Origin of the sequence: Pectobacterium parvum (assembly GCF_020971565.1) — a bacterium.
Classification (GTDB): Bacteria; Pseudomonadota; Gammaproteobacteria; order Enterobacterales; family Enterobacteriaceae; genus Pectobacterium; species Pectobacterium polare.
In genome coordinates, this window is sequence record NZ_CP087392.1 from 2153691 (window position 1) to 2167712 (window position 14022).

Sequence of the window (14022 nt, forward strand, 5' to 3'; positions counted from 1 at the left end):
ATTGTGGGGATAATTAAAGTGGGGATAATTAAAAGAGTGACATCAATCAATGCCAGCCGCCAAGCCTAACACAGCAGGTTGCGGCACGCTTTCCTGATTTAAGGTGGTAGCGTTGGGTGACTCTTGGCATAATCAGCGCGATATTTTGCCGCGACCTGAAACGGTTAGCGGCTTACCGATACAGCATTCCCTTGAAAAAGAGAGCAGGCGTGACGAACGATCGTGTAATTGATGATTTTGCTAATGACGGTGTGCTGGCGAAAGCGATCACAGGCTTCAAGCCTCGTGAACCACAGCGGCAGATGGCGCAGGCCGTCATGCAGGCTATCGACGATAAAACTGCGCTGGTGGTGGAAGCGGGCACCGGAACCGGTAAAACCTATGCCTACCTCGCGCCCGCCTTGCGTTCAGATAAAAAAGTCATCATTTCAACCGGTTCGAAAGCGCTACAGGATCAGCTCTATAGCCGTGATTTACCGACGATCGCGCAGGCGCTGAAGTACAAAGGCAAATTAGCGCTGTTGAAAGGTCGCTCGAACTACCTCTGTCTGGAACGGCTTGAACAGCAATCGCTGGGCGGTGGTGATTTACCCGGCGAAACGCTGAGCGAACTGGTTCGGCTGCGTGGCTGGTCGTCGGAAACGACGGAAGGCGATGTCACGACCTGTTCAGGCGTTGCGGAAGACAGCGCGATCTGGCCGTTAGTGACCAGCACCAACGATAACTGTCTGGGCAGCGACTGTCCGCACTATAAAGAGTGTTTCGTAGTGAAAGCACGGCGTAAGGCGATGGATGCCGATATCGTGGTGGTTAACCACCATCTCTATCTGGCCGATATGGTGGTGAAGGAGAGCGGTTTTGCGGAGCTGATCCCAGAAAGCGACGTCGTCATTTTCGATGAAGCCCACCAGATTCCCGATATCGCCAGCCAATATTTCGGGCAGCAGCTTTCCAGCCGCCAACTGCTGGATCTGGCAAAAGACATCATCATTGCTTACCGCACCGAAGTGCGCGACGCCTCTCAACTGCAAAAAAGTGCCGATCGTCTGACGCAAAGCACGCAGGATTTTCGGCTGGCGCTGGGCGATCCGGGGTTTCGCGGTAATCTGCGTGATGTGCTCGAACAGCCGTTGATTCAGCGTGCGCTGGTGCTGCTGGATGATGCGCTGGAGCTGTGCTACGACGTTGCGAAACTGTCGCTCGGGCGTTCAGCGCTGCTGGATGCCGCCTTTGAGCGCGCTACGCTTTATCGCAACCGCCTGAAACGGCTGAAAGACGTGCAGCAACCGGGTTACAGCTACTGGTACGAATGTAATTCACGTCATTTCGTGTTGGCGCTGACGCCGTTGTCCGTCTCCGATCGCTTTCGTGAACTGATAAAAGAGAAGCCTGCGGCCTGGGTGTTTACCTCCGCGACGCTGTCTGTTAACGATCAACTCTTCCACTTCACCGATAGACTAGGGCTGGATAACGCGAATACGCTCCTGTTACCCAGCCCGTTTGATTATGCCAATCAGGCGCTGCTCTGCGTCCCCCGTAATTTACCGGAAACCAATCGTCCCAGTGCAGCAAAAAGGCTGGCGGCGATGCTGCGACCGTTGATTGAGGCGAATCAGGGGCGCTGCTTTATGCTGTGTACCTCGCATCAGATGATGCGTGATTTGGCAGCCGAATTCCGCGCCACGCTAACGCTACCGGTGCTGTTACAGGGCGAAACTGGCAAGGCGCAATTGCTGTCGCAGTTTGTGTCGGCAGGTAATGCCTTGCTGGTGGCGACCAGCAGCTTCTGGGAAGGTGTGGATGTGCGTGGCGATACGCTCTCCTGCGTCATTATCGATAAGCTGCCGTTTACCTCACCGGACGATCCGCTGCTGAAGGCGCGTATTGAAGACTGTCGCTTGCGTGGCGGTGAGCCTTTCGGCGATGTACAGGTTCCCGATGCGGTGATTACCCTGAAGCAAGGCGTGGGTCGCCTCATCCGTGATGTGGAGGATCGCGGTGTGATTGTGATTTGCGATAATCGACTGGTGATGCGTCCGTATGGTGCCGTGTTCCTTAATAGCCTGCCGCCGACGCCACGTACCCGCGACATTGGGCAGGCGATTAATTTCCTGACGCGTAACACATAATTCCTCACTGGCGATTACTGCATGGCCTGACCGATGGTGGGAATGGCTGCGGCACGGCAGGGGCTTATGCTATGATACGGGCCATTAAGATTTATTTATCCTGCCTGAGGTTGGCATGTCTACGCGAATTCTAGCGCTTGATACCGCAACGGAAGCCTGTTCCGTCGCACTCTGGAATGAAGGTGAAATTCATTCTCTGTTCGAAATTTGTCCCCGTGAACACACACAACGTATTCTGCCGATGGTTCAGCAGGTGCTTGCCGACAGCGGCCTGACGCTCAAGGATCTTGATGCACTGGCCTTTGGTCAGGGGCCGGGAAGCTTTACCGGCGTGCGGATTGGTATCGGCATTGCCCAAGGGCTGGCGTTGGGAGCGGATTTACCGCTGCTTGGCGTCTCGTCATTGGCGACCATGGCGCAGGGCGCTTTCCGCCTGACGCAGGCAACGCAGGTGCTGGCGGCCATCGATGCGCGGATGGGAGAAGTATACTGGGGCTGCTATCAGCGCGATGCTGACGGCGGCTGGCAGGGAGAATCTGAGGAGGCGGTCTTGAAACCTGAGCAGGTGCAGGCGTTAACTGCCGCGCTGTCAGGCGAATGGGCCACGGTAGGAACCGGATGGGAAACTTACCCTGAACTGGTAAACCATTCCTCACTGGTGTTATCAAAGGGCGAGGTGCTGTTGCCGCAGGCGCAGGACATGTTGCCGCTGGCCTGTCAGCTATGGCAGGCAGGAAAAGCGGTCAGCGTCGAGAATGCGCAACCACGCTACCTGCGCAATGAAGTGACCTGGAAAAAACTGCCCGGCCGCGACTAGTCAGAATGCACATTTGGCGTGAAGTATACCCGTCATAAACAGCAACTTATTCGATGCTGAGCAGTCTAACTATCAGATATCTGAAGAGGGGGTTGTGCTATGTCCGTACAAATAAAAAGTGTGCATCTGAATCAGAAAAAAGCACGCCTCGGTATGCTGGTTGCGACAGCGCTTCTGCTGTCAGGCTGTGTCACGGTGCCGGATGCCATTAAAGGCACGTCGCCAACGCCGCAGGACGATTTAGTACGCGTGATGAATGCGCCGCAGATTTATGTCGGTCAGGAATCACGTTTTGGCGGACGAGTAGTCAGCATTCGCAATGAAGCGAATAAAACGCGGCTGGAAATTGCCAGCATGCCGCTGGATAGCGGCGCAAAACCGCTGCTGGATATGCCGTCAGAAGGGCGCTTTATTGCCTATGTGAATCGCTTTCTGGAACCTGTCGATTTTAAAGACCAACTGGTTACCGTTGTCGGGCCGATTGTCGGCACCGAACAGGGCGCTATCGGGGATAAACCCTATCGCTATGTCGTGATCGACGCGCAAGGCTACAAACGCTGGAATGTTGTGCAGCGTCTGATAACACCACCCGGCGGCTATGGCGGCCCGTGGGGATGGCGTGCAGGTTACGGCTACGGCTGGGGGCCTGGATGGGGATTTGACGGCGGTTGGCCTGGCCCGGCGCGTATTGAGAATATTGTCACAGAATAAGAACTTATCCATAGGGCTATTGAGATCAGGCGACGCAGGTTGCCTGATTTTTTTTGAATAAAGAATAAATTAGTGATCGCTCTCGCAACCTTAACATTGTTTGTTAGCTAACTGGTAAGCTGAGTTAAAATAATGTTAATAACAACAAGCCTCTGAGGGCGACGACGATGCCACTAAAAAAATATCTCGGGAGTGACGTCTTGGCAAAAATTTGGTTATCACGTTATCCGGCGGATGTGCCGGCGGAAATCGATCCAGACCGCTATTCGTCGTTGATTGACATGTTTGAAAATAGCGTGAAGCGCTATGCCGACCGACCTGCATTCGTCAACATGGGTGAAGTGATGACGTTTCGTAAGCTGGAAGAGCGGAGTCGGGCGTTTGCGGCCTATTTGCAAAACCAGCTTAAATTGCAAAAGGGCGATCGTGTCGCGTTGATGATGCCCAACCTGCTGCAATATCCCGTTGCGCTGTTTGGCGTGTTGCGCGCGGGTCTGGTGGTGGTTAACGTTAACCCACTGTATACGCCGCGTGAGCTGGAACATCAGCTAAAAGACAGCGGTGCCAGCACGATTGTTATCGTGTCGAATTTCGCGCATACGCTGGAAAAAGTCGTCCATAATACGGCGGTGAAGCACGTAATCCTGACCCGTATGGGAGATCAGCTCTCCACGGCGAAAGGGACGCTAGTCAACTTCGTGGTGAAGTACATTAAGCGGCTGGTGCCGAAGTATCATCTGCCGGATGCGATATCGTTTCGTCGTGCTTTGCAAGAAGGGCGGCGTCAACAGTATATTCGCCCCGATATTATCAATACCGATCTGGCATTTCTGCAATATACCGGCGGCACCACAGGCGTCGCTAAAGGTGCCATGCTTACGCACCGCAATATGTTGGCGAATCTTGAGCAGTGTAAAGGCGCATACGGTGCCGTTTTGCGTGAAGGAACTGAGCTGGTAGTAACCGCACTCCCGCTGTACCACATCTATGCGCTGATGGTGAATGGCCTGCTGTTCTTTGAACTGGGCGGGAAGAATCTCCTGATTACTAACCCCCGCGATATTCCCGCAGTGGTGAAAGAGCTGAAGCAGTATCCGTTTACCGCAATCACGGGCGTGAATACGTTATTTAACGCGTTGCTCAATAATAAAGAATTCCATGAACTGGATTTTTCGGCACTGCGGCTATCCGCAGGTGGCGGCGCGTCGGTGCAGCAGTCGGTGGCAGAGCGCTGGGAAAAATTGACCGGTAAACATCTGCTCGAAGGCTACGGATTGACGGAGAGTTCTCCGGTAGTATCGGGCAACCCGTACGATCTGAAGCATTACAGCGGCAGTATTGGGCTACCGATGCCGTCAACGGATGTCAGAATCATTGATGATAACGGCAACGACGCAGGTCCGGGGGAATCCGGTGAGCTGTGGGTGCGTGGGCCGCAGGTGATGTTAGGGTACTGGCAGCAGCCTGCCGCAACGGATGAGGTGTTAAAAGACGGCTGGCTGGCGACGGGTGACGTTGTCATGTCTGATGATGAAGGATTCCTTCGGGTTATCGACCGTAAGAAAGACATGATTCTGGTCTCCGGCTTTAACGTCTATCCGACCGAAATTGAAGATGTGATCAGCCGTCATCCCAAAGTGTCCGAGTCGGCAGTGGTTGGGGTGGAGAATGAGGTCTCCGGTGAGGCAGTTAAAGCCTTTGTCGTCAGACGCGACAACTCGTTAACGAAAGAAGAACTCATTACCCACTGCCGCCGTAACCTTACGGGCTACAAAGTGCCGAAAGAGATCGAATTCCGCGACGATCTGCCGAAGTCTAACGTGGGGAAAATTCTGCGTCGCGAATTACGCGGCGAGAAAACGGCGAAGAAAGACGCTGCCGCCTGACGATTTTCCACGAAAACGACTGCCAGAGAGAGGCAGGACGCGATATGATGTTTTCACGCCGGTTTATCCGGCGTTCTTTTTTATGGCGGACTTGCAGCCGTCCCCTATGGGCCGTCGCTTGCGACGTTAAAAATATCCGCCGGGAATTTTTTACGGCGATACGGATTTGACCCAGAACCGTAAAGTAAAAACAACCAAGAGAATGACGTTTTGAATTATCAGTTGATCACTTCCGACATCGGGTTACAAGAGGTTTGCGCCCAGGCGCGACGCTTTCCGCAGGTGGCATTGGACACGGAGTTCGTCAGAACCCGCACGTATTACCCGCAATTAGGGTTGATTCAATTGTATGACGGCGAACAGCTTTCACTTATCGACCCGTTAACGATTACCGACTGGGCACCTTTTCAGGCGTTACTGCGTGACGAACAGGTCACTAAATTCCTGCACGCGGGCAGCGAAGATCTGGAAGTGTTTCTCAATGCATTTGGAACACTGCCGACGCCTTTCATTGATACACAGATTCTGGCCGCATTTTTAGGCAAGCCGCTCTCGTATGGTTTTGCTGCGCTGGTGGCCGACTACATGGGCGTGACGCTGGATAAAAGTGAGTCGAGAACGGACTGGCTGGCACGTCCGCTGAGCGAAAAACAGTGTGATTACGCCGCTGCCGATGTGTTCTATCTGTTACCGATGGCTATTCAACTGGTGGCCGATACGCAAGCCGCAGGGTGGATGAACGCGGCGCTGGATGAGTGTCTCCTGCTGTGTCAGCGCAAACAGGATATTTTAGCGCCGGCGCTGGCCTATCGCGAATTTGGCAACGCCTGGCAGCTGCGTGGCCGGAATCTGGCTTGCCTTCAGCGTCTGGCTGAGTGGCGTTTGCGTAAAGCGCGTGAGCGAGACAGCGCAGTGAATTTTGTCGTACGTGAAGAGAACCTGTTGCAGGTGGCGCGTTGTCTGCCGACGTCGCTGGGTGAACTGAGTTCACTGGGGCTGAGCGGCCCGGAAATTCGCTACCACGGCAAAACGCTGCTGGACTGCGTTGCACAGACGGACGGTATTGCTGATGCGGATTGCCCACCACCGGTGATTAATTTGATCGACTATCCCGGCTATAAAAAAGCGTTTAAAGATATCAAAGCGCTGGTGCAGCGCGTGAGCGAACAGAGTGGATTATCCGCTGAACTATTGGCCTCACGTCGCCAAATTAATCGTCTGCTGAACTGGCACTGGAAATTAAGCGGGCAAGATGCGGGAATGCCGGAAATGTTGTCTGGCTGGCGCGGTCAGTTATATGGCGATGAACTGCGTGAAATTGTGCAGGGCTATTAATCACCGATAAACACGTCTTATCAATCCGCCTTATTTGCTGTGATGATGTAATCATGAAAAAAGCAGCAAATAGGGTGATAAGAATGCGGTGAAAAAACAAAACAAGAAAAAAAGGCTGGCTAAATATACAGTTTATTATGAAGTGAAACGCACTTAATTTTATGTATGACGGGAATAGATATCCCCTGCATAAAAGCAGGGGATACTACAGCAGAGAAATCATTTAGGTGTTTCTTCCGCTTCCGGTAATGTAACGTTCAATTCAAGCACGGAAATATCATCTCCTTTTTGCTCAAGCTGAACTGTCACCATCTCAGGATCAATCTGTACATATCTACAGATAACCTCAAGAATGTCTCGCTTTAATTGCGGCAGATAATGGGGTTCGCTATCTCCCCGGCGTCGCTCCGCGACAATAATTTGCAGCCGTTCCTTGGCAATATTGGCTGTCGTTTTTTTGCGGGACAGAAAGAAGTCCAGTAAAGCCATAATTTATCCCCCAAAAAGTCGTTTAAGGAAACCCTTCTTCTCTTCTTCAACAAAGCGGAAAGGGCGTTCTTCACCAAGCAGACGTTCAACGGTGTCCGCGTAGGCTTTACCTGCATCGGCTTCCGCATCCAGAATGACCGGCTCGCCTTGGTTAGAGGCGCGGAGTACGGATTGGTCTTCAGGGATCACTCCAAGCAGTGGAATCCGCAGGATCTCAAGAACGTCTTCCATACTCAGCATGTCGCCACGGCTCACTCGGCCTGGATTGTAACGCGTCAACAGCAAATGCTCTTTGATCGGATCTTCAGAACGCTCCGCACGACGTGATTTCGAAGACAGAATGCCCAGAATACGGTCGGAGTCGCGAACGGAAGAGACTTCTGGGTTGGTGGTGATAATCGCTTCATCAGCGAAATAGAGCGCCATCAACGCACCGGTTTCAATCCCGGCAGGTGAATCACACACGATAAAATCAAATTCCATATTGCCCAGATCGTTGAGCACTTTCTCTACGCCTTCATGCGTTAACGCGTCTTTATCACGCGTTTGTGATGCTGGCAGAATGTAGAGATTATCCGTTCTCTTATCTTTGATCAGCGCCTGATTCAGCGTGGCATCACCCTGAATCACGTTGACGAAGTCATACACTACGCGACGCTCGCATCCCATGATCAGGTCGAGGTTACGCAGACCAATGTCAAAATCGATGACAACCGTCTTTTTTCCTTTCTGGGCTAAACCGGTAGCAATGGCCGCGCTTGATGTGGTCTTGCCAACGCCCCCTTTACCCGATGTAACAACAATGATGCGTGCCATAAATGTTTCCTTGGGAGATTCTAGTCTAGAGGTTTTATCGTTAAAACATTGTCCAGCTGGTTCAGATTGATCCGTGCTGGCTGCCCAAAATACGGTTCAGGGATCTGATCGCTCAGCCAGTAACGGCCAGCAATCGAGACCAGTTCTGCGGCCAGATGCGTACAGAATATCTGGCTCTGAACATCGCCAGAAACGCCTGCGAGGGCTCGGCCGCGCATCATGCCGTAAATATGAATATTGCCATCGGCAATCACCTCAGCACCCGCGCTAACGCTGCTTGTGACGATTAAGTCACAGTTCCGAGCGTAAATCTGTTGGCCGGAGCGAACGGGGGTGTTGATGACTTTTGTTTTCACCGCAGCAGGAACGGCGGCGACGGGCTCGACTACCCGGCGTTGTGCTTTACCTTCGCTCAGAAGGGGAAGCCCCGCTTGTGCAATGGTTTTCTTTAATTCGTCGTCGTTGCATCCGCTGACGCCAACGACATGCAGGCCAGTTGACGAAATGGCCTGCTGCAATTTTATCCAGTCGGTTTCCGCTGTTAATGCAGCAACATTAATGACAACAGGGGCATTTTTCAGGAAAGCAGGCGCTTGCTCTATTTTTTCCTGTAGTGCCTGGTAAATTACCTCAGGTTGGGAATCATGCAAATGAACAACCGATAAGGTAAAGCTGCTGCCTTTTAGCTCTATTGGCGTTTGTGACATCTATCCTGACTCAGTTTCAGCATCTTTTAATCCCTAGAGTAACATTTAAGGCATGATATTCCAGAGCGCTGTAAGCATGTTATAGTCACAATTATATACAGGCAAGATGGCATTCCCATCAAATAGAGTAAAAAAAATGTTTTGTGTGATCTATCGAAGTGCGAAACGCGATCAGACCTATCTTTATGTTGAAAAAAAAGACGATTTCTCACGCGTGCCGGAAGAATTAATGAAAAGTTTCGGCACGCCGCAGCTAGCCATGCTCTTACCGTTAGATGGGCGTAAAAAATTGGCGAATGCCGATATAGAAAAAGTGAAACTTGCGCTAGAGGAACAGGGTTTTTATCTGCAAGTTCCTCCTCCGGTCGAGAGCTTATTAAACATGCCCGTGTAAGTGTAAAAAAATAATACCAAGGTACACTTTCAGATAAAGCCGCAAACATAATTTGGCGTGGAATATCTCGGTTATTTATAGGATATTCCGCGCGATAAATATTCATCTTCCACGTTTTACTCCGTCATAATTTAATTTTTTCATTTTGGTGGTATACGACGCCGCTTCCCTCCTTAAATGGATTGCTTAGCTTTCATAGCTAACCGCATGGGCTTCCGTCGGTGCGGGAAGCTCCCATTTCGTCAGCATGCCTTGCAGCGTTTTATTGCTCAATGTGGTGTCTCGTTTCCCGTTGCGGCGCAGCAATTCCTGACGCGGACGCTCCAGATAGACAATCTCCACTTCTGCGCCGTAGGCGTAGCACAGATCCAACGTGCGGGTGCGCATTTGCTGGCTGAGATGCGTGGCATTCCACACGAACGGTTCATGCGTTCGCAGCAGTGAACGGGCTTTGTCGGTTGCCCAGTGCACGGCTTTTCCTTCATTCTCTCCGTGTTTCAGCCCCAGCTCTGTTCGCGCATCGTCGAAAGACACCACGGGTAAATCGCGCCGATGCGTCCGCACCCAGGTGTCTTTTCCCGACGCGGGCAAACCGCACATCACGGTGACTTTCGATCCCGGCTCCTGAAACAGCGGATAGTCTGGATGAACATCGGCACCGCGAAAATAGCTCAGGCGCGTGTGGGCATCGACAAACGATCTCGGCTGGCCGTAACAGCCTTCTTCCCGCGCCAGCTCGCGAAACAGCTCAATACTGTCGAGCACGCGTGATTGATCCTGACAGATGCGCCCACGCATATCGGCTTCCGCCAGCGTTGCGAGCAGCGGAATGCTCAACTGCCAAGATAATTCGCGAATCGTAAAGATCGGCGACATCCGACGGCGTTCATCCTCAAGGCAGTAAAACGGCACCTGATGCACCGAAATTAAGCGGCAAATTGCTTCCCGAATCGCAAACGGGACGCCTGCATCCCATAGCAGCACGCGGGCGTCGATGGCGCCTTTGCGCGAGTGTCCCGGCTGACCAATCTGACCCGTTACCGGGTCAATTACCGTCGTGCGGTACTTTGCAACGTCATGCAGCAACGCAGCAAAAAACAAGATTTCTTGCTGCTCACGCGTAGCATTCTGGTAATCGGGAAGCTTCAATAGCGACTCGACCACCATGATGGTGTGTGTCCAGACATCGCCTTCGCCATGATAGCGCGGCTCCTGCGACGTCTCTTTGGCGCGTTGAAGCACCGGAAACGCGTCCAGACAATCAGCAAAATCTGGCTGCGCGCCAGAGGCGGGGACCAATCCCCTAATGGTATTCCAATCCATGATAGTCATACTCCTTACTTATTGGGCATGGCGGCGGCGAGTGCGTCTAAAGAACGCAGCGTATTCAGCCCCAGCATTTCCCAGGATAGGGTTGGACAGGGCGCGTACAGATCAACGCCTTCAGCCAGTTGGTTCGGTAAAATTGGGCGTCGGGAATGATGCGATCCGCTGTCCAAAATGGTCTGGATGAAGTCATGGCGTACCAGTTTGTAGCGTGCCAGTACCTGTTCATCATCTTCAACCTTTAAATACAGTCCTTCCGAACGGTCCGATTTATCGGTTTGCTGCCAGCACAGCGCGAGCGGTAAGCCTTCACGCTGAACGGTGGATTCAAACGCCGTCTTCCAGTTCTGGCTTTTCGCCAGCGAACGGAACACCAGTTTCCACAGCAACGCCGGATTCGTTGGCATCTCCCCGGCATAGAGCACCGGAACGGACAACACGGGCGAACCGGCCAGCATCGCGTGTCGGCGTGCCGTCGATAAAAAAACACCGTCACGACGATCGTAAATATCAAATTCGTGAAAGTAGTGCGGCAACCGGTCGTAAAACACGGAATGCTTGCTGTAAGCCCATTCGCCGTACATCACGAAACGGTCTTCCAGCAGCTCAAGAAAACGCATTTCGTGCGCGGTAGCCCAGAGCTTGAACTGGTTGAACTGCCGTTCCCGTGAACCGCCAGCCAGATAGTGGCCGCGTGACTGGAGCAAAAGTTCTGCCGTTTCATTGAAGGACACGCCGCTGTTTGCGCCGTCGATCTTTTCTTCGATCACGACGTAACGGCCTGCCAGCGCTTTCAGTGCAATTTGATCCGACGCATCATCGCCGGGTTGTAAACGTGAACCTTCCAGATGCGGGGTTCGCGGATACTTTAATAACGGTATTGAATGTAAATACATGTTTTTCGCCTGCTGCGTTATTGGCGCAGCCAGGCCCATCTACGGTAAAAAAGAGGGCCGACGAACGTATTCTGGCGCGAGTCAATAGCTGGCCGCTGGCATTCAAGAGGTCAGAGTCGCGGGGGAGGACGCGGGAGGTTCGTTTTCTGCTCCGCACGATAGCGGGGAAAACAGGGAACTTGTACCGCAGCCAACGCTGGCGCAGACTGCGCCGAATCGAGGCTGCTTAATGCAGTCGTCGGCGGTTAGTGGGGGGCTGACGTACAGGGCACTTTGGGGCTCCAAATGACACATGGGGGTGAGTAAACGGCGCGATTCTAGCGAAGGAATTCTCCGACAACAAGTTTTTGTATAAAAAATGCTATTCTTTCCTGTAGTTGTAAAATGCGTTGTCGCGTGTAAACGTGGTAAAAAGGCCAGAGGCTATCGACGTCAGCGTGATAAGAATAGCGAGTGGTGAGATAGGGGATGCACACAATGAAGAGTCGAGGAATATAATGAAAATCAGTGTGATAAAGAAAGGGATTGCGGGTCTGTTACTGGTGCTGCCGCTGTACGGTGTCGCAGAGAAAAAAGATCCAGATTTATTCGTTGGCTATACCACGCAGGATCTTACCGATGCGTTGCCTGCGCAGCTGTTGAACATGATTCAGCGAGACAAAGTGGTCGATCCGGCAAACCACATGGTGCAGACCGAATATGTTGACCCTACGACAGGCAATAAGGCGTTGGTTTCATTGTTCATGCTGCCGCCAGATAGAGATGGCAATGTCCCGATTGCCTCCAAACCCAGCGATCTGGATGCGGTGATCGCCAGTACCGAAAAAGAGATGCTGCGCCAACGTATTAAGCCCGACCAGCGTGCGGGAAACATTGACGGTGCGACGCCTTTTCGCTGCTTACAAACGATTCTGAATAACAAGGTTCTGCATTCGCTGTGTTCGACGCTGATTAAAGGCCGCGTGCTGGAAGTGCAGGCGATCAACACGGTTGAAAATATTCAGGATGAAGCCGGACTGAATAAGGTCATCGGGCAACAGAATGAATTCGTTGTCGAGATGGGGAAAACGCTGCTGGCGCTGAAAAAGTAATCCGTACTGACGTAGCAGGACAGGCGTCAGCGGTGACAGACCACCACGGTTTCTCATCAACATTTCTGAGCGAAGGCGAACACCTTCGCTTTTTTTGCACCAAAAATCCCCCGGTTCTCCCTTGCCAGATTCTCAGCGTTCGTGCATAACTGCCGGTGCCCAAGGGCCGATGCCTGAAATCAGGCATGACGAAACGACATTCATGACGAAATATATTCATCACGAAACGACACCGGATAAACGCTATGCTTTTGTTACTCGTTTTGGCTGTGATTGTAGTCGCCGTTTACGGTTGGTTAAAACAGCCGCAGTATGTATCACCAGAGGTCAAGCCCCAGCCGGAAAACCCACTCTTTCGCGATGGCGCGTTTCATAACCCAGTGGCTCGCCCGACGGTCGATAGCCCGAACCGATTCGCGCTGCTGTACCGCTTTCTTTTCGAGAAAGACGCTGGCGCGTTGCCAGATACTCGCCTGCCGTCGGAAAAGACCGATCTGCACCAGTTGAGTAAAACGGATAACGTCATCATCTGGATGGGACATTCCAGCTATTTCATTCAGCTGGAAGGGAAAACGTTCCTGCTGGATCCGGTATTTAGCGACAACGCCTCGCCAGTGCCGCGCACCAATGTCGCCTTCAAGGGCAGCAATGTGTATTCACCGGACGATGTTCCCACCATCGACTATCTGCTGATCACCCACGATCACTGGGATCATCTGGATTATCCCACGCTGAATGCGCTACGCGGAAAAATCCGCCGCATCGTCACGCCAACGGGCGTAGGTTCCTATTTTGTAAAATGGGGTTTCCCGCAGAAAGATATTACGGAAGGCGGCTGGTTCAGTTGCCTGAAAGAGAACGGGGTCGACATCCATGTGCTTCCGACACAGCATTTTTCTGGCCGACTCCTCAAACATAACCAAACGCTGTGGGGCTCATTTGCGCTGATTACGCCACAGTATCGTCTGTATCTCGGCGGGGATAGCGGCTATGGCGCGCATTACAAAGCGATCGCTGAGCGTCTGGGCGGATTCGATATCGCGATACTGGAATGTGGGCAATACGATCGGGACTGGCCATACGTGCATATGACACCGGAAGAGAGCGCACAGGCAGCCAGTGATTTGCAGGCCAAAGCGGTATTGCCGAGTCATAACAGCAAATTTAAGCTGGCGCACCATCGCTGGAACGATCCGCTGGAACGTATTGCGCAAGCCAGCGAAAACCAAGACTGGCGACTGATGACGCCCCGCATTGGTGAACGCGTTCAGGTTGATAATCCGCAGCAGACGTTTAGTCAGTGGTGGTAGCGGGGCGGAACGAGAGTTAAGCTTGTGCCCCTCCGCCACGGAGCGCTATTCGTGTTCCTTAAAATATTCTGGCGCACCGACCAGCACACGGCGGAACGTGCCCATCTGACGGCGC

13 protein-coding genes are annotated in these 14022 nt (G+C 52.5%); 8 read left to right on the top strand and 5 right to left on the bottom strand.

Annotated elements, in window-relative coordinates; translation table 11 throughout:
- The first annotated feature begins 209 nt into the window (after positions 1 to 209).
- The 5 genes from yoaA (at position 210) to rnd (ending at position 6878) form a co-directional block, all read left to right on the top strand.
- Complete coding sequence (yoaA, locus tag LOZ86_RS09760) at positions 210 to 2129, top strand: DNA repair helicase YoaA (protein ID WP_039480611.1); 1920 nt, start codon at positions 210 to 212, stop codon at positions 2127 to 2129.
- A gap of 115 nt (positions 2130 to 2244) precedes the next feature.
- Positions 2245 to 2946 (top strand): tRNA (adenosine(37)-N6)-threonylcarbamoyltransferase complex dimerization subunit type 1 TsaB, encoded by a 702-nt coding sequence (gene tsaB, locus LOZ86_RS09765; protein WP_039480614.1) that lies wholly within the window; start codon positions 2245 to 2247, stop codon positions 2944 to 2946.
- A 99-nt stretch (positions 2947 to 3045) separates the two neighbouring features.
- Positions 3046 to 3657 carry a Slp family lipoprotein gene (locus LOZ86_RS09770; protein ID WP_039480616.1) on the top strand — a complete coding sequence of 204 codons (612 nt, stop codon included), beginning with the start codon at positions 3046 to 3048 and terminating at the stop codon, positions 3655 to 3657.
- A 200-nt stretch (positions 3658 to 3857) separates the two neighbouring features.
- Positions 3858 to 5543, top strand: coding sequence for a long-chain-fatty-acid--CoA ligase FadD (gene fadD / locus LOZ86_RS09775; RefSeq protein WP_230243112.1), 1686 nt, complete (start codon positions 3858 to 3860; stop codon positions 5541 to 5543).
- 210 nt (positions 5544 to 5753) lie between these two features.
- Complete coding sequence (gene rnd / locus LOZ86_RS09780; protein WP_039480622.1) at positions 5754 to 6878, top strand: ribonuclease D; 1125 nt, start codon at positions 5754 to 5756, stop codon at positions 6876 to 6878.
- Positions 6879 to 7097: 219 nt separating this feature from the next.
- Here the strand turns inward: rnd and minE are convergent, their stop codons facing one another.
- The 3 genes from minE to minC are packed head-to-tail and all read right to left on the bottom strand — an operon-like array spanning position 7098 to position 8890.
- Positions 7098 to 7367 (bottom strand): cell division topological specificity factor MinE, encoded by a 270-nt coding sequence (minE, locus tag LOZ86_RS09785; RefSeq protein WP_005968801.1) that lies wholly within the window; start codon positions 7365 to 7367, stop codon positions 7098 to 7100.
- A gap of 3 nt (positions 7368 to 7370) precedes the next feature.
- Complete coding sequence (gene minD, locus LOZ86_RS09790; protein ID WP_039480625.1) at positions 7371 to 8183, bottom strand: septum site-determining protein MinD; 813 nt, start codon at positions 8181 to 8183, stop codon at positions 7371 to 7373.
- A gap of 20 nt (positions 8184 to 8203) precedes the next feature.
- Positions 8204 to 8890: a septum site-determining protein MinC gene (gene minC, locus LOZ86_RS09795; RefSeq protein ID WP_039512594.1), complete on the bottom strand. Its 687-nt coding sequence runs from the start codon at positions 8888 to 8890 to the stop codon at positions 8204 to 8206.
- Between the two features lie 136 nt (positions 8891 to 9026).
- On the opposite strand from minC, the gene LOZ86_RS09800 reads away from it, so the two are divergent.
- Positions 9027 to 9284, top strand: a complete 258-nt coding sequence (locus tag LOZ86_RS09800) for a YcgL domain-containing protein (protein WP_039480629.1) — start codon at positions 9027 to 9029, stop codon at positions 9282 to 9284.
- Positions 9285 to 9470: 186 nt separating this feature from the next.
- Here LOZ86_RS09800 and LOZ86_RS09805 read toward each other — a convergent pair whose 3' ends face one another.
- Positions 9471 to 10616 (bottom strand): AAA family ATPase, encoded by a 1146-nt coding sequence (locus LOZ86_RS09805; protein ID WP_080728027.1) that lies wholly within the window; start codon positions 10614 to 10616, stop codon positions 9471 to 9473.
- Positions 10617 to 10621: 5 nt separating this feature from the next.
- Positions 10622 to 11506, bottom strand: coding sequence for an RNA ligase family protein (locus tag LOZ86_RS09810; protein WP_039481549.1), 885 nt, complete (start codon positions 11504 to 11506; stop codon positions 10622 to 10624).
- 497 nt (positions 11507 to 12003) lie between these two features.
- Between LOZ86_RS09810 and LOZ86_RS09815 the strand changes: the two genes are divergently transcribed.
- Together LOZ86_RS09815 and LOZ86_RS09820 are read left to right on the top strand one after the other, a co-directional pair.
- Positions 12004 to 12597: a hypothetical protein gene (locus LOZ86_RS09815; RefSeq protein ID WP_039480635.1), complete on the top strand. Its 594-nt coding sequence runs from the start codon at positions 12004 to 12006 to the stop codon at positions 12595 to 12597.
- A 245-nt stretch (positions 12598 to 12842) separates the two neighbouring features.
- A complete protein-coding gene (locus LOZ86_RS09820) occupies positions 12843 to 13907 on the top strand; it encodes an MBL fold metallo-hydrolase (protein WP_230243114.1) in 1065 nt (354 codons plus the stop codon).
- The last annotated feature ends 115 nt before the right edge of the window (positions 13908 to 14022 follow it).

Excerpts from the sequence above, each read along its gene's own strand:
- tsaB (WP_039480614.1), top strand. The coding sequence starts at position 2,245 with ATGTCTACGCGAATTCTAGCGCTTGATACCGCAACGGAAGCCTGTTCC.
- LOZ86_RS09770 (WP_039480616.1), top strand. The coding sequence starts at position 3,046 with ATGTCCGTACAAATAAAAAGTGTGCATCTGAATCAGAAAAAAGCACGC.
- minE (WP_005968801.1), bottom strand. The coding sequence starts at position 7,367 with ATGGCTTTACTGGACTTCTTTCTGTCCCGCAAAAAAACGACAGCCAAT.
- minD (WP_039480625.1), bottom strand. The coding sequence starts at position 8,183 with ATGGCACGCATCATTGTTGTTACATCGGGTAAAGGGGGCGTTGGCAAG.
- minC (WP_039512594.1), bottom strand. The coding sequence starts at position 8,890 with ATGTCACAAACGCCAATAGAGCTAAAAGGCAGCAGCTTTACCTTATCG.
- LOZ86_RS09800 (WP_039480629.1), top strand. The coding sequence starts at position 9,027 with ATGTTTTGTGTGATCTATCGAAGTGCGAAACGCGATCAGACCTATCTT.
- LOZ86_RS09805 (WP_080728027.1), bottom strand. The coding sequence starts at position 10,616 with ATGACTATCATGGATTGGAATACCATTAGGGGATTGGTCCCCGCCTCT.
- LOZ86_RS09810 (WP_039481549.1), bottom strand. The coding sequence starts at position 11,506 with ATGTATTTACATTCAATACCGTTATTAAAGTATCCGCGAACCCCGCAT.
- LOZ86_RS09815 (WP_039480635.1), top strand. The coding sequence starts at position 12,004 with ATGAAAATCAGTGTGATAAAGAAAGGGATTGCGGGTCTGTTACTGGTG.
- LOZ86_RS09820 (WP_230243114.1), top strand. The coding sequence starts at position 12,843 with ATGCTTTTGTTACTCGTTTTGGCTGTGATTGTAGTCGCCGTTTACGGT.